This window comes from Nostoc sp. 106C, from assembly GCF_002154725.1.
Taxonomy (GTDB): Bacteria; Cyanobacteriota; Cyanobacteriia; order Cyanobacteriales; family Nostocaceae; genus Aulosira.
Genome location: NZ_MTAW01000119.1, coordinates 108846 through 135051, shown reverse-complemented (window position 1 = coordinate 135051; position 26206 = coordinate 108846). Strand labels below are relative to the sequence as shown.

General features: G+C 38.0%; 27 protein-coding genes and 1 pseudogene. 13 read left to right on the top strand and 15 right to left on the bottom strand.

What is annotated here, in order from left to right:
• Positions 1-264: 264 nt before the first annotated feature.
• Both BV375_RS16960 and BV375_RS16955 read left to right on the top strand, forming a co-directional pair.
• The gene (locus tag BV375_RS16960) at positions 265-906 is read left to right on the top strand and encodes a DUF4241 domain-containing protein (protein ID WP_166507463.1); all 642 of its coding nucleotides are present in this window, start codon (positions 265-267) and stop codon (positions 904-906) included.
• 331 nt (positions 907-1237) lie between these two features.
• Positions 1238-1714, top strand: coding sequence for a PD-(D/E)XK nuclease superfamily protein (locus BV375_RS16955; RefSeq protein ID WP_208095866.1), 477 nt, complete (start codon positions 1238-1240; stop codon positions 1712-1714).
• Here BV375_RS16955 and BV375_RS16950 read toward each other — a convergent pair.
• On the bottom strand, positions 1711-2544 hold the full coding sequence (locus tag BV375_RS16950) for a DNA adenine methylase (RefSeq protein ID WP_086762460.1): 834 nt from the start codon (positions 2542-2544) through the stop codon (positions 1711-1713). The two genes, BV375_RS16955 and BV375_RS16950, sit on opposite strands and share 4 nt — an antisense overlap.
• A gap of 152 nt (positions 2545-2696) precedes the next feature.
• On the opposite strand from BV375_RS16950, the gene BV375_RS16945 reads away from it, so the two are divergent.
• The 3 genes from BV375_RS16945 to BV375_RS16935 all read left to right on the top strand — a co-directional run bounded on the left by BV375_RS16945 (position 2697) and on the right by BV375_RS16935 (position 4625).
• Positions 2697-2903: a DUF751 family protein gene (locus tag BV375_RS16945; RefSeq protein ID WP_086762458.1), complete on the top strand. Its 207-nt coding sequence runs from the start codon at positions 2697-2699 to the stop codon at positions 2901-2903.
• Positions 2904-3010: 107 nt separating this feature from the next.
• On the top strand, positions 3011-3433 hold the full coding sequence (gene rbfA, locus BV375_RS16940) for a 30S ribosome-binding factor RbfA (RefSeq protein ID WP_086762456.1): 423 nt from the start codon (positions 3011-3013) through the stop codon (positions 3431-3433).
• A 955-nt stretch (positions 3434-4388) separates the two neighbouring features.
• Positions 4389-4625: a DUF4327 family protein gene (locus tag BV375_RS16935; RefSeq protein ID WP_086762454.1), complete on the top strand. Its 237-nt coding sequence runs from the start codon at positions 4389-4391 to the stop codon at positions 4623-4625.
• Between the two features lie 554 nt (positions 4626-5179).
• Here the strand turns inward: BV375_RS16935 and BV375_RS16930 are convergent.
• Complete coding sequence (locus tag BV375_RS16930; RefSeq protein ID WP_086762452.1) at positions 5180-5533, bottom strand: hypothetical protein; 354 nt, start codon at positions 5531-5533, stop codon at positions 5180-5182.
• 467 nt (positions 5534-6000) lie between these two features.
• Here BV375_RS16930 and BV375_RS16925 point away from each other — a divergent pair, with 467 nt between their 5' ends.
• Together BV375_RS16925 and BV375_RS16920 are read left to right on the top strand one after the other, a co-directional pair.
• Positions 6001-7200 carry an MFS transporter gene (locus tag BV375_RS16925; protein WP_086762450.1) on the top strand — a complete coding sequence of 400 codons (1200 nt, stop codon included), beginning with the start codon at positions 6001-6003 and terminating at the stop codon, positions 7198-7200.
• 61 nt (positions 7201-7261) lie between these two features.
• Positions 7262-8080 (top strand): DUF4253 domain-containing protein, encoded by an 819-nt coding sequence (locus tag BV375_RS16920; RefSeq protein ID WP_086762449.1) that lies wholly within the window; start codon positions 7262-7264, stop codon positions 8078-8080.
• A gap of 120 nt (positions 8081-8200) precedes the next feature.
• Here the strand turns inward: BV375_RS16920 and BV375_RS16915 are convergent, their stop codons facing one another.
• Complete coding sequence (locus BV375_RS16915) at positions 8201-8824, bottom strand: hypothetical protein (protein WP_208099141.1); 624 nt, start codon at positions 8822-8824, stop codon at positions 8201-8203.
• On the bottom strand, positions 8824-9456 hold the full coding sequence (locus BV375_RS16910; protein ID WP_086691718.1) for a ParA family protein: 633 nt from the start codon (positions 9454-9456) through the stop codon (positions 8824-8826). Before BV375_RS16910 ends, BV375_RS16915 begins: the two co-directional genes overlap by 1 nt.
• Before the next feature lie 241 nt (positions 9457-9697).
• Between BV375_RS16910 and BV375_RS16905 the strand changes: the two genes are divergently transcribed.
• Positions 9698-11077, top strand: a complete 1380-nt coding sequence (locus BV375_RS16905; RefSeq protein ID WP_086762445.1) for a cytochrome P450 — start codon at positions 9698-9700, stop codon at positions 11075-11077.
• Between the two features lie 68 nt (positions 11078-11145).
• Here BV375_RS16905 and BV375_RS16900 read toward each other — a convergent pair whose 3' ends face one another.
• From BV375_RS16900 to BV375_RS16890, 3 genes are all read right to left on the bottom strand, one after another.
• Positions 11146-11763, bottom strand: a complete 618-nt coding sequence (locus tag BV375_RS16900) for an acyltransferase (RefSeq protein WP_086762443.1) — start codon at positions 11761-11763, stop codon at positions 11146-11148.
• A gap of 175 nt (positions 11764-11938) precedes the next feature.
• Positions 11939-12367, bottom strand: coding sequence for a hypothetical protein (locus BV375_RS16895; RefSeq protein ID WP_086762441.1), 429 nt, complete (start codon positions 12365-12367; stop codon positions 11939-11941).
• 50 nt (positions 12368-12417) lie between these two features.
• Positions 12418-14226 carry an ABC transporter ATP-binding protein gene (locus tag BV375_RS16890; RefSeq protein WP_086762440.1) on the bottom strand — a complete coding sequence of 603 codons (1809 nt, stop codon included), beginning with the start codon at positions 14224-14226 and terminating at the stop codon, positions 12418-12420.
• Between the two features lie 274 nt (positions 14227-14500).
• Here BV375_RS16890 and BV375_RS16885 point away from each other — a divergent pair, with 274 nt between their 5' ends.
• The 3 genes from BV375_RS16885 (at position 14501) to BV375_RS16875 (ending at position 17848) form a co-directional block, all read left to right on the top strand.
• Entirely contained in the window at positions 14501-15349 is an 849-nt protein-coding gene (locus BV375_RS16885; RefSeq protein WP_208099140.1) for a prohibitin family protein, read from the top strand.
• Positions 15350-15431: 82 nt separating this feature from the next.
• A complete protein-coding gene (locus tag BV375_RS16880) occupies positions 15432-15848 on the top strand; it encodes a DUF1824 family protein (RefSeq protein ID WP_086691706.1) in 417 nt (138 codons plus the stop codon).
• 71 nt (positions 15849-15919) lie between these two features.
• On the top strand, positions 15920-17848 hold the full coding sequence (locus BV375_RS16875) for an ABC-F family ATP-binding cassette domain-containing protein (RefSeq protein ID WP_086762437.1): 1929 nt from the start codon (positions 15920-15922) through the stop codon (positions 17846-17848).
• Positions 17849-17875: 27 nt separating this feature from the next.
• Here BV375_RS16875 and BV375_RS16870 read toward each other — a convergent pair whose 3' ends face one another.
• Both BV375_RS16870 and BV375_RS16865 read right to left on the bottom strand, forming a co-directional pair.
• Positions 17876-18358, bottom strand: coding sequence for a GNAT family N-acetyltransferase (locus BV375_RS16870; RefSeq protein WP_086762435.1), 483 nt, complete (start codon positions 18356-18358; stop codon positions 17876-17878).
• A 75-nt stretch (positions 18359-18433) separates the two neighbouring features.
• A pseudogene (locus BV375_RS16865) lies at positions 18434-18631 on the bottom strand (DUF1778 domain-containing protein); the annotation flags it as partial.
• 179 nt (positions 18632-18810) lie between these two features.
• On the opposite strand from BV375_RS16865, the gene BV375_RS16860 reads away from it, so the two are divergent.
• Together BV375_RS16860 and purT are read left to right on the top strand one after the other, a co-directional pair.
• Complete coding sequence (locus BV375_RS16860; protein WP_086762433.1) at positions 18811-19308, top strand: pentapeptide repeat-containing protein; 498 nt, start codon at positions 18811-18813, stop codon at positions 19306-19308.
• A 22-nt stretch (positions 19309-19330) separates the two neighbouring features.
• Entirely contained in the window at positions 19331-20500 is a 1170-nt protein-coding gene (gene purT / locus BV375_RS16855; RefSeq protein WP_086762431.1) for a formate-dependent phosphoribosylglycinamide formyltransferase, read from the top strand.
• Between the two features lie 34 nt (positions 20501-20534).
• On the opposite strand, the gene BV375_RS16850 is transcribed toward purT, so the two are convergent.
• The 6 genes from BV375_RS16850 to BV375_RS16825 all read right to left on the bottom strand — a co-directional run bounded on the left by BV375_RS16850 (position 20535) and on the right by BV375_RS16825 (position 26043).
• The gene (locus BV375_RS16850) at positions 20535-20906 is read right to left on the bottom strand and encodes a zinc ribbon domain-containing protein (RefSeq protein ID WP_086762429.1); all 372 of its coding nucleotides are present in this window, start codon (positions 20904-20906) and stop codon (positions 20535-20537) included.
• Positions 20907-21047: 141 nt separating this feature from the next.
• Positions 21048-22139 carry a glycosyltransferase family 4 protein gene (locus BV375_RS16845; protein WP_086762427.1) on the bottom strand — a complete coding sequence of 364 codons (1092 nt, stop codon included), beginning with the start codon at positions 22137-22139 and terminating at the stop codon, positions 21048-21050.
• 7 nt (positions 22140-22146) lie between these two features.
• On the bottom strand, positions 22147-22995 hold the full coding sequence (locus BV375_RS16840; RefSeq protein WP_086762425.1) for a glycosyltransferase family 2 protein: 849 nt from the start codon (positions 22993-22995) through the stop codon (positions 22147-22149).
• A 1-nt stretch (position 22996) separates the two neighbouring features.
• On the bottom strand, positions 22997-23908 hold the full coding sequence (locus BV375_RS16835; RefSeq protein ID WP_208099139.1) for a hypothetical protein: 912 nt from the start codon (positions 23906-23908) through the stop codon (positions 22997-22999).
• Positions 23909-24199: 291 nt separating this feature from the next.
• Positions 24200-25441 carry a glycosyltransferase family 4 protein gene (locus BV375_RS16830; protein ID WP_086762421.1) on the bottom strand — a complete coding sequence of 414 codons (1242 nt, stop codon included), beginning with the start codon at positions 25439-25441 and terminating at the stop codon, positions 24200-24202.
• Positions 25442-25446: 5 nt separating this feature from the next.
• Positions 25447-26043 (bottom strand): class I SAM-dependent methyltransferase, encoded by a 597-nt coding sequence (locus tag BV375_RS16825; RefSeq protein WP_243713963.1) that lies wholly within the window; start codon positions 26041-26043, stop codon positions 25447-25449.
• Positions 26044-26206: the final 163 nt, after the last annotated feature.

Here is a 26206-nt window from a genome sequence, read left to right as displayed (position 1 = left end):
GAAAAAATCAAATATGTTACTTAATCTCCATCCCTTCTGATTACAACAGACAGGAATGGGGGTAAAGTCATTGCCTAGCATTCATATTAATAAGAAATTAAGAGAGAATAAATAATATGATGTCCGGTAAATTACCCTAAATATGTCATTGCGAGTGGAACGCAGTGAAACGATGCAATCACAGAGTTTTTGAGATTGCTTCCTACGGTCGCAATGACGGTTATTTGAACGGACATGATATACCTTAAAGCAGAAGAAGAAAAAATGAATAATTTTGATTTTTTAAGTTATTTTCAAAACGAACAAAATTTATCAAATGAAAAATTAAATGACATCATTTTTACACCATATAAAGTAGGAGAATTAGTTTTAACTTCAGGAAAATTAGTTGCTTGCGATCCCCTAACATTAGCAGATAGCGAACCTTTCACATTTAATTTCGTGCCAGATCGTTACCCAGTGATTTTGAGCATTGCCCACATTCAATGGAACAACTCTCGAAGAGTTGCTTATGCAATGCTTTGTCTTAGCGAACAAACCCCAGTAAGGTGGGAAATGGCGACTCACCCTGCTGAAGACTTAAGTTCTCTACAAGAAGATGAATTTTTTGGTTATGGCGTTGACTCTGGAACTGGTTGCTTCATGGATGCAGATACTGCTGAAATTATTAATGACTCAATTTATTCTAAAAACACATACCAAGAAACCTTAATTTACAAGCTTAACTACGAGTTAGAAAAAAATTACATTCCTACATATGATTGGGCAGATATGTGTGTAGATCACTCAACTCAAGCAAATGTCATTGCCTTTTCGTCTGGATGGGGCGATGGTACTTATCCTACTTATTTCGGATTTAATACAGAAAATAAAATTGTTAAAGTCATAACAGATTTTCATCTGTAAACTCATTACTATACTGACTTCCTGATAAAGTCATCAAACTAGAAAAAGAGTAGCTGGTTTTACAAGATAATTCTCAATAATTGTAATTAATAAAATTGATTAACAGAAAAATTAGGGCTTGTAGAAACCCTTGATATCAACTTTTCCATATGTGGTGAAAAGTCAGAGCAATAATATTTCTATTTACAATATTTGGTACAAAAGTACTAACAAACTGGGATTTTCTCTCTCTTAATTCAGCCTTGTTGATGCAAAATTAAAAATTCATATCTTGTGTGGCTGCTTTCGTGGAATCCTAGAATCAAGAGCGATTTTGGCAGAGGGATTCAGGATGACTATGACTCAAGGCGCACGGGCAAATAAGTCAGGAAATATTTTAGAAGGAAATATCGAAGCCGTCTTGAATGGACATGATTATTTCCAAATCGGAAGCCATGTCACCAAGGAATTCCTCTTAACTGCGACCTTATTACCAAAACGCTATGCAAAACAGGTTTACATTGGTGCTGGAATTTATCAAACTACCCTAAAAGTAGATTTTTATGTTGTAGGTTTATCAGCAAACCCGTCAGGATTAATTATTGAGTGTAAATGGCAAGAAAGTGGCGGTTCTGTTGATGAAAAATTCCCTTATTTAAATTTGAATATTCAGCAATCTTACCCAGCACAAACTATTGTTGTGATCGGTGGTGAAGGAATGAGAGAAGGAGCAATTAATTGGCTGCGGCAACAGGTTAAGTATAATCGAAATTTATTAGGAGTTTACAGCTTAGATAGATTTATAGCTTGGGCAAATAAATATTGTTAATAGGAAGTAATTAATAATTCGTAAATCGTGCCGCGTTTTTTAGTATTAGAATTAATTGACCTGGCTGCCGCGATCGGATAAATATTAAAATTAATTTCTTGATATAGTTTTCTAATAAATTCACAATCAGAATTACATATCATCACTTTAACACCTCGATTCGCTAATGTGCTACAAATATCTCGCAAGCGTTCTTGGTCTGCTTTACCAAAAGAATCACGATTATAACCTGTAAAATAGCTAGTACTACTTATCGGATGATAAGGCGGATCGCAGAAGACAAAATCATCACTGTTAGTTGCATGATTTAACACCTCAACAAAATCAGCCTGTTTGATTTCCGTATGCAAAAGTGCTGCTGAGGTTGCTCGCAGCAAATCTTCATCACAAATATTAGGATTTTTGTATCTGCCTATAGGCACATTAAATTGGCCCTTAGAGTTGACTCGATAAAGACCGTTGAAACAGGTTTTATTGAGATAGATTAAACGAGCAGCTTTTTCTAAATCAGTATTTTCTTGATTGGATCTTACAGTATAATAGTAGTCTCTATTATGTCTAATTTTATGTTCTTTTAATAGGCAAATTAATTCCTCAACTCGGTCTCGAACACAGCGATAGGTTGTAATCAATTCTGCGTTAATATCAGTTAGAATTGCCGCTTGTGGTTGCAAATAGAAAAAAACAGCACCACCACCGATAAATGGCTCATAGTAAGTCTTATATTTTTTGGGTAAATAAGGAATATATTGTTGAATTAACCGACTTTTACCACCTGCCCACTTCAAAAATGGACGTGGGCAAATTTCTTTAGGAATTTGACTTACCATTTGATTGCAACTAAGTTACTAAATCTAACAACTATAAACTAACGAATCATATTTTATCGGAATTTATTAATTTTCTGGCGGTATAGATTACAATTAATTTAAACAAGCATATCAAAACAAACTTATAGTCTATAACAAGGCAGTCTAAATAAATGTTTGACGGATTCTGGGATAACGTCTTTCGCTACCCCCGCTATTTCATTACCATCCTCTTGGGGCTTTTTTTAAATACATTTGAGCCATTACTACCACTATTGAAACGCCCAGTCACCTTGATTGCCCTAGTAGGTTTATTTTTTGGCGGACTAGCCTTCATTGCTTTCACCCTCCGTGCAATGCTGGGCTTAAATACAATCTAGACTGGAGCTATACAGGAGTTTACCCTACAGAAAGTTGGACAAGCACTGTCCTCCCTGATTTCTATCTATTGTATGTTGTACAACCTCTGTGAGGAGGCAAATTTTTTATGGCTACAAATCGCCGTGTTTCCCGCGTTGCTGAATTGATCAAACGGGAAGTTAGCCAAATGCTACTTAATGGCATTAAGGATGACCGTGTGGGTTCAGGAATGGTAAGCGTTACTGATGTTGATGTCTCTGGCGATTTACAACACGCCAAAATCTACGTCAGTATCTATGGTACAGAAGAAGCTAAAGCTGAAACAATGGCGGGCTTAAAGTCAGCAACAGGTTACGTCCGCAGCGAACTTGGTGCGCGGGTTAGGCTACGTCGCACCCCAGAAGTGACATTTATCGAAGACCGTTCTCTAGAACGCGGTACTAGGGTGCTGACCCTATTGAACCAACTTAAGTATGAACGTCCATCCGCAAATTTGTCAGACGAGGATGACAACAATGCAGACGAATATGATGATGAATTCTCGGAATAAGTAACTTAAACAACAAAGTAACTTCTAAAACAATTAATCCCGGAAAATTCGCCAAACAGTTTACAGACGTTACTAGATAACGTCTGTTTTAATATGACTATAGATGCTTCAGGGAATAGTTATTACATCAATAGGCTTGCTGTTTATTTTGGTTATTCAAATCGACTGCGAACACCGCACTCTAGGGAATTAACTTGCCTATATGTATAATGCTTAATTTATTAGTTCTATCTCATGGGCTAATTTCGCAATTGTAATTTTTCATTTTCTATCAGGATGGGAGGGAATTGTTTTGTTGTACTGCGGGGATCGCTAATGTAGATACTTTGATCGCAATCTCTTGGGTTGTACCACTCGAACAAGCGATCGCCTCACCCAAACTATTGCTACCCTAAAAGAAAATTATTCCACAAGACTTTCTGCTTTTGTTTAGTACCAAAGTTAACACAGCAAATCAGCATTTCTTTAAGAAATAATTAACAGATGCCAAGCTGCAAAGTTTCCTGATGTACGTTAGCCCTTATATTTTGCAACAGTTTATACCCTAATTTCTGCTAGAGATTACTGCTTAATTTTCATTCTGGACAAATAATCACAAAGCTAGACCAGCTTTTACAGCACCAAGCTGTTTTCTATGGACAATTCCCATTCATTCAATTATGTTTCAAGTCTTTCGCTGCCTGCTTTTGAACTATTTTGCATAAAAAACAAATAATCTACATAGCAGGTTATGTTGACTACCCTGATATTCTTATATGAAGCGGTTTTACCGATAATGTCAGAATTTGTTGACTTTATTAACATTTCTTTAGATAATTTGAGGATATGTAGCGTCAAAATGAAATTAGTTCCGTATAGCAAACTACAAAACCTTAGCTAGAAGTCTAATCGTTGTAATGTTTGTTCCAAGTAAATATCGGGAACACTATCTACGTGTAATTTGTGAGTAAAAATCATGAGTGTGAATACGGTGCCCTCTATCAGTTACTACTCTCTAGATATAATTCAAGACGAAGCACGCCGACTGGTGCAGAAGGGAATGGTCAGCCGGCAACAGCCAATATATACACTCTGCCAATACATCCCTGCGAGAGAGTGGGTTTGCGTTGAATGTGAATTAGAAAAATGTGACTTTTTGTTACGCGATCGCATCGGCGATCTGATAGGTCGTGAAGAATGGGACAACGACTAATCAATATACTCAACTTCAGATTCTGGAGCCACTGCGTTGGTGTTAGAGTTAGCGATTCTTCTGCCAAGAGCAGACGCTAAAGGCGATAGCGCAACTTTAGCGAGTCATCGAGCGTCACGAGCGTCAGCAGTAGCGACGTAGGAGCGTCGATAACGAGGGATTGGGGTTTTCTCCCATGAACGAGTGCCGAAGAGGATTCCTAGCTTTTAGACGCCTTAAGGATAGCTTAAGGTAGGGCAGCAAGTGGACTGATTGTGAGTTAATTTTGGATGTCTAAATTTGACAACAAATAATTCAATAGCCGAATTTGAGGGATAATCTCTGGTTTCTAGTTAGTATTACTCCGATCCAGAATCTTTAATTCCCCATTAAGACAGAAGCATTAGAGTTTCATTTTATACAACTTTTTCAGTAGCGATCGCATCGACATTTAGTTGTGCTTTACATCCGATGCCGCCATCTGAGTATAGTATGTACATTCCCTAACCGGGGCAGTTTCCAATCGTAGACTGCTCCGGTAATTTTTTACAGAAATTTACCCACGCTGAACAAACTTAGCCAATTTGCTCTAAATACTGATTAACGTCTTCAATAACGTGAGTCAGTTCCGCCTCTGTGGTTAAACGAATATTCACATCACGGATAGTAAGCAGGACTTTAGCTGCAAAGGGAGTAGGCCAGATATTAGGATTACAGAAAATTTCTAAAAATACCTCACCAGTGTAGCGATATTCTACAGGAGCCTGAGGAGCAACTTTTCCACCTCCTGGAGTAGTTTTAGCAGCAACAGTTTTGAGGCGAGTCATCAATTCATCTAAGGCTACTTTTAATTCCTGTGCTCCTTGAGGTGAAAAATTGAAAGAGACAGAACCTTCACCTAGGTTCAATTTTAGGGGAGTAGAAGACATAAGCTATTAATTAAGACTTATTGATAATTACTCATGTTACCGGAATAGGTCATCATGCCTGTTAAGCTCATACGATCCCTGCCTGAAAAATTAAAGCTTAGACACAAACTAAACTCGTAGAGGCTTGAGGTGAAAGTGTTAGGGAAGAATTTAGCTTCAAATATCAAGGATTATTGCACCATTCTATGGTATTGGCGGTCTTTCGGATAAATGAAAAATCTCCTACCTAATTTGCTAACAACATCATTCGTGGATAGGGTTCCTCTACACCCTTATTCCCTGACTAATCGATAGCCGTAGGGAAGGGAAGTTTTGCCACCAGACAATACAGGCGTGGGGTTCTGAGGAATTACTTGGTAATTTTGGAGATTAAATATAACCTTATTACAAGGGTTTAACCTGAATTTAATACAGGTAATGATTGTTTTGCCCCTACGATTTAAATATTAATAAACAGGGTGATTTTGATGAATTTCCCAGAAGGAAACAGTCAATTAGAGCATCACAAACCAGTCTATCAAGAGCTTAATTTTCAGATTATCTGTGCAATTTGTCTAGTTGCGGTGCTGGGAGTTTCTAGCGTAACTCCAGTTTTCCCTACTTTAGCAAAAGCATTAAATATTAATCCTAAAAGCCTGGGTTTATTAGTGACAGTATTCACATTACCGTCTCTGATTTTCGGACCTATTGTGGGTATACTTGCCGATAGATTTGGTAGAAAAAGAATTATTGTCCCTGCCCTATTTTTATTTGGTATTGCAGGTACAGCTTGTGGCTTCGTTCGAGACTTTAATTTATTGCTATGGTTGCGTTTGCTGCAAGGAATTGGTGCGGCTCCTTTGCTATCTTTAAGTATCACATTAATTGGCGATATATATAAAGGAGACAGGCGTACTACAGCAATGGGTTACAATGCTAGCGTCAGTAGTGTGGGCACAGCAAGTTATCCGACACTGGGAGGTGCATTAGCCACACTCGGTTGGTACTATCCGTTTATTTTGCCCGTAATAGCGATTCCTCTGGGCTTTGTTGTATTTTTTGCTCTCAAAAATCCTGAACCAAAAGGTGATCGCAATCTGAAAGAGTATTTACAAAATGCCGCAAAAGTGCTGAAAAATCGTAAATTGTTTGGATTATTTATTGCTAGCGCGGCAAACTTTATATTGCTTTACGGTGCTTACGTGACTTATTTTCCTCAGTTAATTAACGATAAATTTAAAGCTGCACCTGCTGTAATTGGTATCCTGCTTTCTAGTGTTTCTATCGCAGTGACTATTACATCTTCCCAGTTAGGTAGATTAGCTAGAAGATTTCCAGCGACAAACTTAATTCAAGCATCCTTTGTTTTATATGCTTTAGCTCTTGTGATTGTTCCCTTGATGCCAAGTATTTGGTTTTTATTAATTCCTACCACAATTTTTGGTATTGGTTTAGGGCTTGGTTTTCCTAGCATTCAATCACTTTTAGCAGATTTGTCACCAAGAGAATATCTTGCAACAATTTTATCAGTGAATGGCACATTTTTTGGCTTAGGGCAAACTTTAGGGCCGCTGTTGATGAGTATTGTCTTTGGTTTTGGCAGTATTAATAGCGTATTTTATGCAGGTGTAGGATTTGCAATATTGATATTTTTCGTCTTTAGATATTTTACTTGTTCTGAGATTTGAAGTTAAAGCGATGCTAACCTTTGAGATATCCTCAGGTAGGTAAATTGTTTTTTGCTCAATTATGGTTCTCAATCAAAGCCAATTAAAAGCCACATTAACTAACAATAGTGTTAACTCAGATGCGCTAGAATTACTTTGGGAAGTTGACTCATACAAGATTTACGGATTGAGAGTTTCTGGATCTGAAGCTATTCAGTTTTGGCAACGACTTCGCCAGCTTGTTGATGAGACAGGACACTATCCTTTGTTGTTAGGTAATGAAAATGAAGTTGAATCTCACTTGGAAAGCATTCAATTCTATAGTCACGATTCCTCAACAAATCAATATTTAACTATTGCGGAAATCATCAATCAGGGAACTTGTTTAAATGCTAACGAGTGGCTGAAAAATACAGCGCAAGAACGGCGAGAAGAATGGGGAAATCATGAGAACATAATTTTAAAGCCAGTAAAATTAGCAGAAATAGGAGATTGGAATGAGCCGATTTCTGCTGCTGATGAAGAATACACTATTCCCTATGATATTTTGACTCGATTACCACATCCAAGTATAGTTGTGGCATTAGTGCCAACTACATTTAGCTGGCAAGTTCCGGCTTTTCTCAATTTTGGTAATTGGAATGACTGTCCTGCATCAGCAATACACATTTGTCTGATGAAGTATTGGCATCAGAAGTATGGTGCAGAGGTAGTTGGGATTACCAATGATGTAGTGGAAATGTGCGTTAAGCATCCTCCTAAAAATCATGAGGCTGCATTTCACCTGGCTCAAGAACAGTATATTTACTGCTACGACATTGTAGACCAAGGAGTACAAACGCTAAATAAATTAGCAAATCTCTTACTATACAGAAAAGTCTGGTACTTTTGGTGGGATTAAGTTAATAAAGATGGTGCGTTAATGAAGTAACACACCATAAGAATATTGGATAATTTATTTTTTGGTATTACCTTAGTTAATCTACTTACAATCTTTTTGCAGTATTAACTTGCTGAAACTCTAGTCAAGTAACCACATTTGAGAAGAACTATCTTCAGACTCATCTGGTTGTGTGGTGGCTAGCTTTTCCGAAGTTCGGTAAGATTTTCTGTAGTTATCTTGGTGATAGCTTTGTTTTACTGGTTGATAGGTTGGCTTTTGTGGCTTCAAGGAACTACTTTCTTTACTTTGTTCTACAAGCTTGGCATTAGCTTCTGCAAATTTTTCCTTTTCTTGTTTTAAAGAGTTAATTTCTTCTATAAGCTTGGAATTAGATTCTGCAAGATGCAATGCGGCTTTTTTCGCTTCATCAAGCTCTTTCGTCAGTCGTTTTGCTAATGTTTTTTGTTCAGACACAGCTGATTGTAAATCTACAACTTGTTTTTGGAGAGTGGCTTCCTGCTGATGAGATTGTTCAAGAGATTCTTTTAACTCTTTGATAGTTACTTCTAAATCAGCCTTAGTAGGGTTTGCACGTCTAGCTGAAGTTGATTGTTCCGGTGTATGTGTTGGTGATTCCTCTACTTCCGAAGCATTTTGTTCGACAATTTCCTCAGCATTAACTTCGATAGCTGATTCATCTTCGGAAGGAGTAAATTTTTGTGCTTCTTCTTGTAATAAGTCAGAGAGACGTTTCTTAACCATTATTTCCTCCAGTCAAGCTGTAATTCATTGGCCACACGGCGATAGTCAGATTCCGCTTCCCGTGCATGTTTTCCTCGCCATTGAGTAATCGGTACACCCTCAAGTGCTGCTCGTTCGTGCGCTTTATAGGCACGAATAAAGGTTTTAAAAGCAGGAATTCCTAATCGCATGAGAGTGTTTTGTGCCTCAACTGCTTCCCCCAAACTCCGCGTATCAACTTTAGTAAGCAGCACCCGGTGAGTAACTCCCACAGGAGTGACAGCTTTTCTGACTGTCTCAACTAGAACAGCTAGATCCATTGCTGCTGGGGGTGTAGGTAAAACCAGATAATCTGCGATCGCTACTACCGTCGCCAATGCTTCAGAGCGCAGCGCCGGAGGCGTATCCACTACTACTAAATCGTAACCTGTTAGCTTTGTTAAATCACTTAAAAGTTTTGGATTGGTTTCTTGAGACAGATCAAATCCCATACCATTCTGATTACGCCCAAACCACCAACTGGCAGATCCTTGAATATCTGCGTCAATCAGAATCACCTTTTGTTCTTGGGCAAAGTTTGCAGCCAGATTGACTGCGGTAGTCGTTTTACCGACGCCTCCTTTACCGTTGAGTATAGCGATGATCTTTGGCACTGCTTACTTCCGACGCTGCCATACAAGAATATACTGCTTTGTGCCTCCAAGACTTATTTTGCTAACACTTGCTTACAATCGGGAAATAGGAGATGGGGGAGTGTGGGGAGGGTGGGAAGTGTGGGGAGAAATAAATAATAACCATTGATCCTTGACTGATGACAAATGACAAATGCCCATTGACTGTCAATCATCGAAAAACTTGTCACAATAAAATCCGGAACTCATCATCTGTGTTGATATGACAGTCACTAACAGCCTACCGGATGGCCCTCGAATGTCGCGCTTTTTGCGGTTGGTAAAGTTTATTACTCAGCCAGTGAAATACGTCGAAGATTTTGCCAAAATTTATGGCGATCGCTTTACTATTTGGGGTAGCAAAGATACTCATATTATCTACTTTAGCCAACCTGAAGCACTAGAACAGATTTTTACTGCCGATCCTAAGCATTTTGCTTCTGGGACAGGTAATGGGGGTTTAGGATTTTTACTGGGTGACAACTCTTTAATTTTACTGGATGGCGATCGCCATCAGCGCCAGCGTCAATTACTAACTCCTCCCTTTCATGGGGAAAGAATGCGCGCCTACGGTGAAGACATTCGTCAAATAACTGAGCAGGTAAGCAATGAATGGAATATAGACAGACCTTTCAATATCCGTAGTTCGATGCAAGAAATCACTTTGCGCGTCATTTTACGGGTGGTGTTTGGCTTAGATGAAGGACAGCGTTTTCAAGAACTTCAGCATTTGCTATCTTCTCTATTAGATTTCATGGGTACGCCCTTAATGTCCACCGCCTTAATTTTTAACTTCTTACGAAAAGATTTAGGTGCGTGGAGTCCGTGGGGTCGAGTAATTCGCTTAATACAGCAAATTGATCGACTTATTTATGCACTGATTAAAGAACGTCGCACTGAAACTCAGCAACATCGGCAAGATATCCTCAGTTTAATGATGGCTGCTCGTTATAACGATGGGCAACCAATGTCTGATATAGAATTGCGTGATGAATTAATGACATTGTTAGTTGCAGGACATGAAACTACTGCTTCTGCATTAACTTGGGCTTTTTACTGGATTGACCAGTTACCAGAAGTGCGTGAAAAGTTGCTGCGAGAACTGGATACTATTAGTATCAACTCAGACCCGAGTAGCATTGCCAAGTTACCTTATTTGACAGCAGTTTGTCAGGAAACCTTGCGGATTTATCCAATTGTGATGAATGGTGTACCACGGATTGTCAAATCCCCAATTGAAATTACGGGCTACAACATTCCTGAAGGAAATGTAATTATTCCCGGTATTTACTTAGCACATCATCGCCCAGAAGTTTATCCAAATCCAAAACAATTCAAACCAGAACGCTTTTTAGAAAGGCAGTTTTCTTCATACGAATATTTACCTTTTGGTGGTGGTAATCGTCGCTGTATCGGTTTAGCATTTGCTCAGTATGAAATGAAAATCGTCTTAGCAACAATTCTGTCGCATTTTCAAGTTTCATTGCTCAACAAGCGTCCTGTAAATCCTGTGCGTCGTGGTTTAACTGTCGCCCCACCCGCAGGAATGCGGATGATTGCAAGACCGCAAGTAAAGCGTGCAAGTACGCCAGTAGTGGTGTAAGTAAGAAACAAATTCCCCCAGAATTTCAATTTATTTTTGAAAGGGGGAAATTTTTCAATGCTCTATATTTAGAGTTGATTATCAAAATTATTAGTTAATACTTCAGTTTTGCTTTGCTCACGAGCTAGTCGTTCATAGTGTTCTCGATCGCGGTATTTGATTGTTCTCATAGGTTGATTTCCTACAATTGCTAAGGGTTCAACATTAGCCGTTACAACAGTACCAGCTGCTACAATTGCACCATCCCCAATCGTGACTCCTGGAATAATTAGGACATTTCCGCCAATCCAAACATTGCAACCGATAACTATAGGTTTATGAATATAGACGTTATGTTCATAGGGAAGGTCGTTACTTTGATAGTCATGGTTTGCAGAGAGGATAACAACGTTAAATCCTACTGTGGTATTATCCCCAATCGTGATTCCACCACGACCATCCAATAAAACATTTTGTCCAATATATACTTTATTTCCCAAAGATATATTTTGCGGGTAATTAACTATAATATCTCGCTTAAACCGAACACCTAAACCACAAAGCTGCAATTGATCCTTCAGTTTCTGATGTTTATAATGTCTGATCTTAGGTTCTAAGTATTCACTCCACCGTACCATGCGAGGTATTAAACTTTGTTCTAATAAACGCTCCAATTTATTAGTAACTTTATTTTTTATCTGTTTCATAACGGTTTACAGCATTGGGTAAATCAGACGGGTACTTTATCACCCGTCATATTAGTTAGCTTTCCCCAAAAAGCGTATTTTCTCCCGTGTAAACACTATTTATCTAAAATTAGGATTTTATAGCTACCCCTTAAATAGAGAGCTTTTTCTCTACACACCTCTGCGCAACTCTGCGTTAAACACCAATCTGCTCACTCATCCGCTGTTCTAACAATTCCAATAACCCATCGACATCTTTACCAACTTGCTCAAAACAAGTGGGTGGTGCTGGTTCTGGTGCAAACTGAATTAACTTAATTTCACCTTTACCAATACCAATCATCACAACTTCAACTTCTGGTTTGTGATTCTCGACAATTCCTAATATTTCTTGCAGCCGATTTTCAACTTTACTATTTAATTTCTCTATCTCATCTTTAGGACAATAAACAAAATGCGGCGCTGGTTGTAAATCAATGCCGATAGTACCCAGGCTATTACCATTTGCTAACCATAATCCCCAAAATAGCGCCGCTAATTCTTGTTGATTTGCTTTGACAAATCTATCCAATTGGCCACGCCACTTACTATCTGCTGATTCCGGCTGAGTACTACCAAAAAACATAAATAATTCGTAATTGATAATTCGTAATTAAAAGACAGAGAATCTCTGAGTTATCTCAAACCACTTTGGACACGCCAGAGACTAGCGTAAATACCATCTTCCTCTAGCAATTGTTCATGGGTTCCGGACTCTACTAGTTTTCCATGTTCCATGACATAAATGCAATTGGCATTGCGAATAGTAGAAAGACGATGAGCGATCGCAATTGTGGTTCTATTGACTGTAATTCGTTCCAGCGATCGCTGAATTGCGGCTTCTGTTTCATTATCTACCGCCGAGGTCGCTTCATCTAAGATCAAAATTGGCGGATTTTTCAATACTGCACGCGCGATCGCAATTCTTTGTCGTTGTCCACCAGACAACTTTTGCCCTCGCTCCCCGACGATTGTCTCATAACCTTGGGGCAGGTGAGTAATAAATTCGTGTGCCTCAGCTACCTTAGCTGCCATGATGATTTCTTGTTCTGTCGCATCAAAGCTGCCGTATGCAATATTCTCTGCGACAGTACCATGAAATAAAAATACATCTTGACTGACTAAACCAATACAGCGGCGTAAATCCCGCAAGTTTAAGTTTTGTAGCTCAATACCATCCAAAGTAATGCTGCCGGTGCGCAATTCGTAAAATCGCAACAAAAGTTTGACTAACGTGCTTTTACCGGAACCAGTGGAACCCACAATCGCAATGGTATTACCTGCCGGAATTTGCAAAGACAGATTTTTCACTACTGGTAATCTATCTTTATAAGCAAAAGTCACATTTTTAAATTCCACTTCTCCTCGTACTGTCTCAACAGGTAAGGCGATATTTCCTGGATGAATTGCAATAGGAGTATCCAACAAATCCATGATGCGATTAGTAGAAGCCATTGCCCGTTGATATAAATCGAAGGTATCGCCTAATCTAGTTAAGGGCCAGAGTAAAAGCTGAACTAAGAATACTAATGAACTGTAAGCACCAACAGAAATTCTCCCGGCGACTGCTTCCATACCGCCAAATAGCAGCAATACTGTAAAAGCTGCCAAAATCAGCATCCGAATTAAAGGGATAAAAGCCGCAGAAAGTGCGATCGCTTTGACGTTACTCTGGCGATAGGCGTTACTTTCCACCGCCACCCGCGCCGACTCATAATCTTCGGCTGTGAAACTTTTGATCGTAGTGATCCCGCTCAGATTATTAGATAACCGTCCATTGATTAAACCGACTTTTTCCCGCACATCGGCGTAACGCGGCGCTAGCAATTTCTGAAAAGCTACCGAACCCCAAAGAATAAAAGGTATAGGTATGATTGCCATCCAAGCTATATTGGGAGCCAAAATAAAGAAGCCACCGCCAACTACTACAATAGTTGTGACTACCTGGATGATGTCGTTTGCTCCCACATCCAAAAAGCGCTCTAATTGGTTAACATCATCACTGAGGATGGACATTAAACCGCCAGTGCTACGTTCTTCAAAATAAGCTAACTCCAACTCTTGAAGGTGTTTGTATGCATCCAGACGCAAGTTATGCTGAATATTTTGCGCCAAGTTGCGCCAAATCAACTTGTAGCGATACTCAAAAGTCGATTCTAGTATCCAAGTAATGACGGTGATTAAAGAAAGAATTAAAAATTGCCCAAAGATATCCTTGATTCCTAACTGAGCAATAATCGAATCTTGTTTCTTAACTACCACATCTACGGCAATCCCCACTAATGCCGGTGGTGCTAAGTCAAAAAGTTTATTTAAAATCGAAGCACCAGTTGCTAGCCAAATTTGTTGACGATACTGATGCCCATAATCAAACAGACGCTGGAGGGGATGCACAGAATGTCTACGTTTTCTTGATACCTGATGAGATTTAGATGCTGTAGCCACAGTTAGTCTCAGTCACGTGCAATTGATATTACCACGAGAGGGGATGAGGAAGTGTGGGGAGTGTGGGGAGTGTGGGAGATGAGGGAAGGGAGACAAACTGCATTATAAATTGATGATGCCTTTTGAGGCTTTTAGCTCGGTGAACGAGACTAGCCTGAAAGTTTGAGCTTGACCACTAACAAATGACAAATGACCAATGACAAATGACTCTTCAAGCTAACTACGTGTCACCATAATACAGAAGTTGCTTGCGGAGAACAAAGGAGATGAAAACTTGAAAAATCAGCAATTTGCGAATTGGCAAACCACAGTTTTAGGCGTGCTGTTGGCAATACTGGTGAGTATCGGACTGAATTCGTTTATCATTATTAACCCAGGACAAGCAGGAGTAATCAGTATCTTGGGTAAAGCGAGAGATGGTGCCTTACTGGAGGGTATCCACCTAAAACCACCCTTCATTTCGTTTATAGATGTATATGATTTAACTGTGCAAAAATTTGAAGTACCGGCGGAGAGTTCTACGAAAGATCTACAAAATTTATCTGCAAGATTTGCCATTAACTTTCGCCTCGATCCGACTCAGGTAGTGGAGGTGAGAAGAAAACAAGGTACTTTAGAAAATATTGTCTCGAAAATTATTGCACCGCAAACGCAAGAAGCATTTAAAATTGCAGCTGCCAGAAGAACTGTAGAAGAAGCAATTACCAAACGTAGCGAATTGAAGGAAGACTTTGATAATGCTTTAGGCGATCGCTTAGATAAATATGGGATAATTGTGTTGGATACTAGTGTAGTTGACTTGACTTTTTCCCCAGAATTTGCCAAAGCAGTGGAAGAAAAACAAATCGCTGAACAGCGAGCGCAAAGAGCCGTTTATGTAGCGCGAGAAGCAGAACAGGAAGCACAAGCAGAAATTAATCGTGCTAAAGGTAAGGCGGAGGCTCAAAGGCTCTTGGCAGAAACTCTCAAAGCCCAAGGTGGGCAATTAGTGCTGCAAAAGGAAGCGATCGAAGCTTGGAAAACTGGCGGTGCTCAAATGCCGAACGTTCTAGTTATGGGTAATGACGCAAAAAGCAGCGTACCCTTTATTTTCAATCTAGGTAATACTCAAAATCAGCCCTAATTTGAGTAAATCATCTTAGTATAGTAGGCAATCTCAACTTCAGATCCAAAATCATCACCAAGAACCTCAATAAACTAGATTCATGTCAACTCCTAATCATCCCAATCTCACGGCTGAAGACGCCAGAAAAATTCTCAATAAATTCAACTGTCTCGATATTGCTCCTGTTCTCAAGCCATCAGAAAAAGTTTCAGTTAGGCGGGCATTAATTTTGATCACCAGTCTTACTGATTATCAAATTTTGGGTATTTGTGCTGATACGGCAGAGGAAGGAAAGCTAGCCATGAAAACTTATTCACAGGCTTTGGGCTATGAAGTACCTAGCAATCTACCCGAAATTGATGGTCCGGTTTATATCAAATTAAATGGCAAAAACGGCTTGTGTTATATCGATTCCTATTCAGGACATCATCGTGGAGTATTAGTCTCTTGCCAATCTCACAATCCTGGGGGAATCAACGAAATGTATGGACATTTACCCCTCGATTTATTTATCTAGAATTTGGCGGTTCTAGGTAGGGCAAATACCTTACCTACGAACTAAATTTGCATGACCAATTACTAACTTTTATGAGTATTATTACCCTCCAATCAGTTAATAAAGACTTTGGCATCAAAGAAATTTTAAAAGATGCTAACTTTAGCTTAGATGCTACTGATAAAGTTGGCTTAATTGGTACTAACGGTTCTGGTAAATCAACTCTATTAAAAATGATCGCTGGGCTAGAACCAGTTGATAGCGGTCAAATTTTAGTTAACTCTAGTTCTAAAGTTATCTATTTGCCCCAACAGCCAGATTTAGACGAAAATCACACAGTCTTAGAGCAGATTTTTGCCGATAGTGGCGAACACATGGCTTTAGTGCGGGAGTATGAAGAACTTTCCGATAAATTAGCCCACTATCCTGAAGATAGTCAGCTGATGTCTCGTCTTTCAGCAGTAATGCAACGGATGGATGCAAATGGCGCTTGGGAATTAGAAACAAACGCCAAAATTATCCTTACCAAGTTAGGTATTTCTGACTTTAATGCCGTCATCGGTACTTTATCTGGAGGTTATCGCAAGCGGATTGCTCTAGCAACAGCTTTGCTATCAGAACCAGATGTTTTACTCATGGATGAGCCAACAAACCATCTTGATGCTCTTTCTGTGGAGTGGTTGCAAAGTTATTTGAATCGCTATCGTGGCGCATTGTTTTTAATTACCCACGATCGCTACTTTTTGGATCGTGTCACCAATCGGATTATCGAAATTGACCGAGGTGATATTTACAGCTATACAGGTAATTATTCATATTACCTTGAAAAGAAGGCTTTAGCTGAAGAATCTGCTGTCAGTACTCAACGTAAACACCAAGGCGTATTACGCCGAGAATTAGAATGGCTCAAACGCGGACCTAAAGCCCGGAGTACCAAACAAAAAGCTAGAATCGATCGCGTTCACGCGATGCGAGAAACTGAGTTTAAACAGGCTAACGGTAAAGTAGATATTTCTACAGTTAGTCGGCGGATTGGCAAAAAAGTTATTGCTATCAACAATATTTCTAAAGCATACAATGAGCGTACGTTAATTAAGGATTTTACCTACGAATTTAGTCCAGAAGACAGAGTTGGGATTATCGGTGCTAATGGTGCAGGTAAATCCACATTAATGGATATGATTACCGGGCGAGTTCAACCAGATGCGGGTAATGTAGAAATTGGTGCGACAATTCATATCGGTTATTTTGACCAACATTCTGAAGAATTGCTCACAGCTTTGAACGAAAATCAGCGCGTGATTGACTACATCAAAGAAGAAGGCGAATTTGTGCAAATAGCCGACGGTACTAAAATTACTGCTTCGCAAATGCTGGAGCGATTTTTATTTCCTGGTAACCAGCAGTATGCACCAATTCATAAACTATCTGGTGGGGAAAAACGGCGGTTATTTCTGTTACGCGTACTCATGAGTGCACCCAATGTCTTAATTTTAGATGAACCGACCAATGATTTAGATGTGCAGACATTAGCTGTCCTAGAAGATTATTTAGAAGATTTTTCAGGTTGTGTAATTGTAGTTTCCCACGATCGCTACTTCTTAGACAGAACTATAGACACAATTTTTGCCTTTGAAGAAGGCGGGATTCTCCGCCAATATCCTGGAAATTACTCAGTTTATCTTGACTATAAAAAAGCTGAGGAAGCAACACAGCAAGAAACTGCTATCAAAGAAAAGTCTAACAAGGTAGAGGTGGAAAAAATTGCATCTCAACCAAACGATTCAGAAAATAAAAAGCGACGCAGACTCTCAAATTGGGAAAAGCAAGAGTTTGAAAAGTTGGAAGGAAAAATTGCTCAGTTAGAAGTAGAGAAAGCAGAAGTAGAAAAAGCTTTATTAAATGTACCGCCAGGAAATTATAGCCAGGTACAAAAATTGTACGAGCAGGTAGAAGCACTCAAGCAAGCTATTGATACAGCGACTGAGAGGTGGTTGGAGTTAGCTGAGATTGAGTCTTAAATTACAGCTTTGAGATTAAAGGATTTGCTAAATTACTGACAATGGCAAAAATAGTTCCAAAGATGCATCTTCCAGACTTACGAAACCATAACGAGAGTAGTAAGTTTTTGCACTTTCATCTTTTGCATCAACAAATAAGCGAATACCTCCCGCATTCTCCGCAACAATTAGAGCACACTGCATTGCCTCAACCATCAAAACTTCGCCAATTCCTTGTCGCTGATAAGCTTGGTCAACTGCTAATCTTGCCAGTTTGACACCAGGAACTTTAGAAGGATATTTCTTGAAGAATTTCGCTGGAAATTTGTCTACACGTACTTCACATAATGTCAATGTGAAGAAACTAATTACGATCTCTGGCTGTTCTGTATCAACTAAAACAAAAGTACGGGAAATACCTTTTTGGATATGCTGTCTTGCTGTTTGTTTAAGAAATTGATTTAGTGCTTCATTACCACAATCAAAGCAATCTCGATCGTGCTGCTTACCCAGCAATTCAATGGCTCTCACTAAAAAATTCCTTGTGCTTTTCAAAGCTGCTTTTAACTTTGCATTTGCTACAGGAGGATTTTCAATCAGGCTAAAGACCGTATCAGCATCAGTTTGTGACAAAAGAATCACTCTTTCATCTTCTATAACTTTTTATGCTTCTTTCAATGCTGCCTGAATCATAAACTGATTCAAGGTAGCACCTGATAATTCTGCCGCTTTTTGTAGAGTTTCTTGAATCCTCACAGGAACTCTAGCGGTTATCCTAACTGTATTTTCGTGTCTGTTAGACATGGAGAATTAAGCCTTATGTTCTCTTAATTTTAGCTAAATGGTGCCAAAATGGCACCTGTGAATTCTCAGAAATTATTCTTGCTGACATATCAGCATAGGTTGATCTGACTCATCAGAATACTTCTCCATCCGATATAATTCAGATTTAGCCTCTTATCATAAATTAATGAATAAAAATTATGCTCAATCTCCCGACTCAAGAGTTACGCGATCGCGCTATTCATTTTTTAGAACAAACTCCTCTACAACGGCTGCAAATTCTCCAAGAATTAGGTATATCTCGATATAGTTTTTTAACTCAAATGCATCTGAATGAAGCGAATATTATCTGTATAATCAGGTTTTTAAATAATCCTAGTCAAGTCAAGTTTCCTAACTTAAGTGGCGCAGATTTATCTAGTTTAAAATTAGATGCAGTAAATTTTATTCGCGGTAATTTATCGGACGCAAACCTGCAAGGTAGCAGTTTAGTCAATGCAGACCTATTATTTGCGAATTTTACTAGAGCCAATTTGAGAAATGCAGATTTAACAGGTGCAACGTTAAATGAAACTATTTGGTTAGATGCACTAGTAGATAAATGTCAGTTAGGCGTGGGTATTGGTTTGTCTCATCAACAACGTAAAGATTTACAAATGCGTGGCGCTAGTTTTAACACTTCAGCAGATGATAATTAAATGCCTAATATTACTCAGATTTATGAATAATTCGATTAAATTACCTAAAAAACTGATGCTCTTAGGTGCAGGAGAATTAGGCAAGGAGTTTGTAATTGCTGCTCAACGCCTGGGTAATTATATAATTGCCGTCGATCGCTATGCTAATGCTCCAGCAATGCAAGTTGCTGATTGCTCGGAAGTAATTTCCATGCTGAGTGCTGATGATTTAGAAGCTATTGTGAGCAAGCATCAACCTGATTTAATCGTACCAGAAATTGAAGCGATCAGAACAGCAAAACTTGTGGAATTTGAGCAACGAGGAATTACAGTTATTCCTACTGCCGCTGCCACTAACTACACAATGAATCGTGACAGAATTAGGGACTTAGCAAATCAGGAATTAGCTATCAGAACTGCTAGATATGGTTATGCAACTAGCTTGGAAGAGTTGATAGTAGCTTCTGATTTAATTGGGTTTCCAAATGTGCTGAAACCTGTGATGTCATCCTCGGGAAAAGGTCAGTCTGTAGTGCATAATAAAGATGAGGTTGAGCAGGCTTGGAATTATGCGATCGCGAATTCTCGCGGAGATACCCAAAAGGTAATTGTCGAAGAATTTATTGATTTTGAAATTGAGATTACTTTATTAACAATTAAACAGTGGAATGCACCGACAATTTTCTGTGCTCCTATTGGTCATCGCCAAGAAAGGGGAGATTATCAAGAATCTTGGCAACCAGCAGCAATTTCTGAAGCCAAACTATTAGAATCTCAAATAATTGCTAGAAAAGTTACCGATGCCTTAGGAGGAGCCGGAATTTTTGGCGTAGAGTTTTTTATCACCAAAGATGAAGTAATTTTTTCGGAACTTTCCCCCAGGCCCCACGATACAGGCATGGTGACATTAATTTCACAAAATCTCAATGAGTTTGAACTACATTTAAGAGCTGTTTTAGGGTTACCCATTCCTAACATAGAACAATTCGGACCATCAGCTAGTGCCGTAATCTTAGCTTCTGAAGAATCAGATTCGATTGCTTTTACAGGCGTAGCAAATGCTTTATCAGAAAAAGATGTAGATATCCGGCTATTTGGTAAACCAAGCGCCTATCCTTATCGACGCATGGGAGTAGCTTTGGCGAAAGGTGTGAATGTGCAAGAGGCACGAGAAAAAGCAACGAGAGCAGCCAGTAAAATTAAATTAGTTTGATAGACTTCTTTAAGAATTTGTGATCTGCTAATCCTCAAGATGTTGACAGCGCAATAAGTAAACAGATAAATACTAAAGCTAAGAGCAAAAGCAAGGCTTGATTGCGTTTTATCCAAGTTTTTACAGTTATGCCAAAGCTTTTATGAGAATCCTGCTGTTGTGATTGTAATTTACTCTCTTCAATATTTTGGTAAAGAGTACAATCTTTAGCGTAGGGACGTTGGGGAAAATTGCAAGTATCATCAGCATGATAGGTGCAGCTATCGCACAGATACTCGTTTCCAGCAGCACGGTGCAATGGAATACCAGGATGCCCGTAAGCTTTGAGAGTCATGCGGCAATAAGGACAAGTTATAGCCTGACCATCGACGGCTTGATGGCAGCGGGGACAAGATACAGTAGCCACAACTTAAGCGTAAATAAGTAAACAATTTGATTTTAGCTATTTCCCAGGCGAATGTTGAGTTGAAATTTTTCTCTAAAAAGTAGGGTTGGCATTGCCCACCTACACTTACTTTAAATTCTGATTGCTACAAGTACATGATTATCAATTTTGCTTCCATAACTCAGAATTTCTTAGCAAACTTAACCATTCATCAAAGTTATCATTTACCAGTAAATTCTTATCTATAGCGTCTACTCCTTCAGATCCTACAGTAGTAGCAATTACAGGTAAACCTGCCTCTAACATTTCCAGAGTTTTTAACTTAATACCAGCCCCTTGCAATAAAGGTACAATCCCTACCTCCGCTTTCTCAAAATATGGAGTAGGATTTTCTACAAAACCTGCGATCATAATCTGCTGGCTGGCTAATGCTAAAACTTTTTTAGAGGGACTAGCACCAACAATATAAAGTTTAAATTTTGGATCTTGCTGCTGCAAAGGTCTAAAACATTTATTGATAAATATCAAAATGGCTTGTTCATTTTCTGGCCTATTCATAGCTGCCCAAAATAGCAAACTTTTTTTTTCAATTTTGGCTGGATGACGCTGGACTTGATAAACAAAACTACTGATTTTGGGAGGTTTAATAAAAATTTTTGCTTCAGGAATGCTAAATAGAGAGTTCAAAATATCGCGGTCTTTTTTAGATAGTACCCATAGTTCATTGACAGAATAGTATAAGGTTCTTTCATAAGAAAATAATCTGGCTGCTTCTATGCCAAAAAGTAGATTATTCTCTGCTTTTCTTAAAAAAGATTGAAAAATAATATCATGTATACTAATTATAGTTTTAGTAGACTGTAAACTAATTAGCTGTTTTACATATTCAAAGTAAACAGCTGCATGAGAATATTCAAAATGAATTACATCATAGTGATTGTTTTGCAGCAACTCTAGCAATTTTTCTAATACTGCATTTTGCCAACGAGTAGCAAACTTAAAGGGAACATAAAAATGAGATAAACAACTTATAATTTTATTGATTCTTTTAATTGGATAAGTATAAACATTAATGCCAACTAGCGAAAATAAGTCTGTAGCAGTAGTGATTTCTATTTGATTAGCAATAACTAGAACATCAACATTTACCCCAGTACTAATATAGTTCTTAAGATGCCTCAATGCTATCTTTTGCCCAGCTTGAGGATAGATTTCTGTAGGAGCATGAGCACAGATAAACAAAATTTTTGCCATAAATTAACTACCATTTACCGTAATCATCGGAAATAGGGCTTTTAATATATCTATTAATAAATTTTTTCGCTTTTCTTGCTAAGGGTGGTTTGAGAAAATATCTGGCTGGAATTGCAAATATCTCATGAAATATCCATATTATATAAGCTTGTATCCTTTGTGATTGTAATTCTCTACCCAAGTGTAAATATGCTTTGTTACTCACTAACCAAGATTCTCTAATTAATCTGGCTCTATCCCAAGGTTTAGTAGAGGAACTCATTCCATTTAGCGAATAAGCAGCCAGAGGAGAATTAACAAAATGAAACTTGAGATTAGACAAATATAAACGCAAAATTAAATCATAATCTGCTGTAATTTTATATTGTAAGTCATATAATCCTACTAAGTTATAAGCTGTTTTTTTAATAAAGCAGCTAGGATGATTTAGTGTAAATCTAATTGGTAATTTATTTAAATTACCTGGAAGAAAGGTAGCAATATACTTTCCAGAGAAATAGTTATCTACAGGTGCATAAATGATATCAATATCTGGTTTTTTACTAAATTCTGTTTCTATTATTTTAATTGTACCTTCATAATACCAATCATCAGAGTTAATAATCCCGATAATGTCTCCTGTGGAACGGCTAACTCCTTTATTCATGGCATCATAAGGTCCGGCGTCAGGCTCAGAAATAAATAAATCTATTAGGTTTAAATATCTTTTGATGATTTCACAGGTGCTATCTGTAGAACCGCCATCAATTATGATATATTCTATCGATGAATTATTTTTTTGAGAAATCACGCTCAGTATTGTTTTTTCAATAGTTCTTTCCGAATTAAAACTGGGAGTGATGACAGTGATTTTCATCTTAATATCCAAGCCTATTGAATAATGCTATTCTATTTTGTTTCTCATTATCAATAGACATGGCTAAAATACTAATAAAAAGCAATGGAGCAATTCCTTGCAGTCCAGTGTGTAGGAATAAACAGAAAAATAGATAGGAAAAAATAAACTTAAAATTTTCTTGAGTGCAGTAGCCGCTAACTATTCTTAAAAAGATGAAAAAGTAAAGGATTCCCAGAGGAATACCAGTATAGGCCATTACTTCTAAAAATGAGTTATGGATAATCGCACCAATTGGTCTGAATACAGATTCGTAGTTTTCACCGTAGCCTTTTAATGCTAAATCTAAATTGTTAGCATAAGAATTAATTAAAAACCGATTTGCTTCAAATCTAAATAAATTGGATTGGTCGTTGAAAGAAAATAAGCGATTTATACTTGTATCGTAAGCAAATCCAACTTCGACTCTGTTTAAAAAAAACTCTCCTACAAGCAAACCAAATAGATTACCTAGGATAAAGATAATAGAGATATTAATTTTATTGACTATTCTAAATAATGGTTTTTCTAAAGAAGTTAAAATAAAGAAGATGCATAAACTGATAAAATAATTACGGCTGGCGAATAAAACTGTAGATACCAAAGCTAAAATTATACCTGGTTTAAATTTAATTTTTATACATAAAAAGAAGAAAATCAGCATAAATAAGCCGGAGACATTAGGATCGCCATTACTTAAAGCGATTCTTTGGCTACCATCAAACTCTAAACGTCTATAAAATATCATTTGGTAAATCATCGCTACAGTAGCGCACCAACATAAGCCAACTAAATAGCTGCGTTTGATATGAATTTGAGGGCTACCACTAAAACAGATGGCAATTAGACAAATGGGTAAACTATATCGAAATAGCTGATATGTAGAAAAATTCAAGAACGTTACTACTAGAACAAGACATACAGCTAAAATATCAACAATTAGTAATTTACTTCTGTAATAACAGAGTTGGAGAATTAAAATAATTGTCAGTAAAGGTAGACAAACTTTTGCGTATGGCAGTTTTAGTTCATAGGGAATAAGATATAAAACTACTATGCTATAAAAAATTAAGCTGTAGAAAAAATAGTTGGTTTCTGTCTTGGTTATGTTGGTGTTGATATTCAAGATATCCTCTCTAGGATTTGATTTTAGATGCAGAGTTGAATATTGGTATCGTTGTAAGTGTTACTTACTAAGCATCTCACTAAACAAATGAGAGTAGCGTCGTGCTTGCAAATCTTGTGAGAATTCTTGTTCGGCTTTTTCACGGGCACGTTGTCTGAGGCGTTGTAGGCGATCACTATCTGCTAAAATCCAAGCAATGCCATGTGCAAAGCTTTCTACTTCAAAAGGTTGAGCAAGGTAGCCATTTTGCTGGTGTTCAATCATATCGGGCATTCCGCCAATGTTGAAGGCGACACAGGGAGTACCGCAACTTAGCGCTTCCATAACAGTATTTGGCAAGTTATCTTGCACGGATGGGGCGACAAAAATATCTCCAGCTGCATACACTAGCGCCAAGGTTATATCATCGTTGAGGTTGCCTAAGTAATGTAACTTAAAGCCTAAATTTTTCTGTTCGTTGGGTGGGGATGAACCAAAAACAACTAATTCAATCTTGTCTTGATATCCAGCTTTGTGTAAACTTTCTATTGCCGATAATAAGTAGTGGAAACCTTTTCTGGGATGATTGGTTGAGGCGGCACCAAATATTAGTAGTTGCTTATCTTGGGGGAGATTTAGCCATTCCCTTGCTATTTTTCTATCTATCGGTTTGTATCTTTGAATATCTAAGCCGTTGGGGATAACTTCAATACGAAAGTTTTGCAACAGAGAACTTTTTTTAGCACAATCAGCCAACCAAATACTTGGTGTGACAATTGTACAATTCATCTGCTTCCATGCTTTAGCTTTGCGTTGCCAGATCCACCGCGATAAATCCTGCTGTTTTTGACTTTGAAGTTGTACACAAGCACCACAGGATTTGAGGTAGCGATCGCAATCCAAACTATAATAGCAGCCACCTGTAAACATCCACATATCATGCAATGTCCAAACCAATGGCTGAGTAAACTTAGCAACAGTCTCAATTTGTAGATAACCGCAAGCCCAGTGGATATTAATAATATCTAGAGATAGTCGTTTTATTTTAGATTGAATTAAATCAGGGAACCATTGGGGAGAAAATTTCCCAATGGTATCATTTGCATACAAATTTAGTGGTAAGTTATCTAAAGTTGGTCGCATCTGATTAAGCCATTTCTCTGGCTTGTTTTGCGCACCAATTACTGTGCGATCGCTGCTAGTCTTATACTGTACTAGCATTTGGGAATCTATATTTATTTTTCTTAGTCCTTGGTGAAGACGAAACGCTGCACGCGCCGCGCCGCCAGTGATATCAAAAGTACTAAGAAGTAGAGATTTCATTTAAATTACACCTTTTTGGAGCAGAAAACGTAGCTATCAAATATGCCATTTTTCCTATCGAGATAATTAGAAAAATCTATTTTTGTTACAAAACCGATATTTTTTAGTAAATCAAAAATATCAATGCCAAATGTTCGATATGCCAAAATCTTTCCGCGAATTTTGTCTCCATGATATTCTGGCGGTAGGAGATGAATATCTTCTTTCCCAGAAGTATCAACACGAACAATAGTTTCTCTATCAAAGTTACAAGGAACTGTAAAAATATGATAACTACCCGGTTTTAAAATGCGGTGTACTTCCTTGAATCCCTGTTGATGATTTCTGACATGTTCAAATATATCTTCGGTAATGACAATATCAAATGTTTCATCTGCAAAAGTCAAATTTTCTAAATCTTGGCAAAATACTCTTGGACGCATTTCTGAGCCAGGTTTAAATTCAGGAGAAAATGTAGAACAGATATATAAGTTGCGTTGATGTAATACTTGATAAAATGCATCATCGATATCGGCATTATAAATACTCAATGCTTGTGTTTGGGGAATCTCGGCTATTGTAGAGACAGTTTTAATAACTTCATGAATAATGATTTTAGCCACGTGTCTTTTACGTGATGAACTGCGGCAAAAGGGGCAATACATATTATTGCGAATCGATTGAACATCAATACAAAGAAAAGCAGTGTTTTTACCACAGATATTACATTTACCAAATTGGTGATTGTCTAAGTTTTGGAGAACTCTTGGAACTACATTGATAAGT